The organism is Frankia sp. AgB1.9, assembly GCF_016786355.1.
Taxonomy (GTDB): Bacteria; Actinomycetota; Actinomycetes; order Frankiales; family Frankiaceae; genus Pseudofrankia.
Map to the genome: position 1 here is coordinate 1 of NZ_JADWYX010000273.1, position 1,118 is coordinate 1,118.

Annotated in this window: 1 protein-coding gene; it reads left to right on the plus strand. The window is 67.4% G+C overall.

Features of this window, described 5'->3' with window-relative positions:
- The first annotated feature begins 53 nt into the window (after positions 1–53).
- On the plus strand, positions 54–1,118 hold the full coding sequence (locus I6A60_RS41070) for an IS630 family transposase (RefSeq protein ID WP_203017580.1): 1,065 nt from the start codon (positions 54–56) through the stop codon (positions 1,116–1,118).

A 1,118-nucleotide genomic window follows, 5' to 3' on the forward strand; every position in this document is an offset into this window, starting at 1 on the left:
CTAGTGGTGTGTCGCTGAAGTGGTTTGACGGTTGTGTCGGTGAGAATCGGGTTATGCGGGCAGCGCCTCTGGGGCTTCGTGACGGTGATCGTGACCGGTTGGAGGGTCTGGTTCGGGCTTCATCGGGGCGGGCGGGGCTGGCGCAGCGCGCACGGATTGTGCTGCTGGCCGCGGACGGGGTGAACAACACGGAGATCGCCGAGCGGGTCGGGGTGTCGCGTCCGACGGTGATCGCCTGGCGGGGCCGGTATGAGGACGGCGGCCTGGCCGCGTTGGACGACCGGGAGCGGCCGGGACGACCGCGCACGGTCGATCGGCGCGAGGTCGTCGCGGCGACGCTGAAGGCGCCACCGAAGAAGCTCGGGGTGACGCACTGGTCATCGCGGCTTCTGGCGGGACATCTTCGGGTCGATCACGCCACGGTGGCCCGAGCGTGGAAGGAGTACGGCATCCAGCCGTGGCGCTCGGAGACGTTCAAGTTCTCCACCGACCCGGAGCTCGTCGCGAAGGTCACCGATGTCGTCGGGCTCTATCTCGAACCGCCGCAGAACGCCGTCGTTCTCTGCGTCGACGAGAAGTCCCAGGTCCAGGCACTGGACCGGACCGCGCCGATGCTGCCCCTGGCACCGAACCTGCCCGAGCGGCGCACCCACGACTACGTCCGCCACGGGACCACCACCCTGTTCGCCGCGCTCGACGTGGCAACCGGGAAGGTCACGACCCGCTGCCAGCCCCGCCACCGCCACCAGGAGTTCCTGACCTTCCTGCGCCAGGTCGCCCGCGCCTACCCCACCGACGAACTACACCTGATCATGGACAACTACGCCACCCACAAGAAAACCGACGTCCGCGACTGGCTCGCCGCCAACCCCCGTATCCACGTCCACTTCACCCCGACATCGGCGTCCTGGATGAACCTCGTCGAGGTCTGGTTCGGGATCATCGAACGACAAGCCATCCGCCGCGGCAGCTTCACCTCCGTCACCGACCTCACCCGCAAGATCCGCGCCTTCGTCGACGGCTGGAACGACCGCGCCCACCCCTTCACCTGGACCAAGACCGCCGACCAGATCCTCACGAAAGCCAACCGTCAACACACTTCAGAGACACGCCACTAG

Coding starts and splice junctions, on each gene's coding strand:
- I6A60_RS41070 (WP_203017580.1), top strand. CDS start 54: ATGCGGGCAGCGCCTCTGGGGCTTCGTGACGGTGATCGTGACCGGTTG.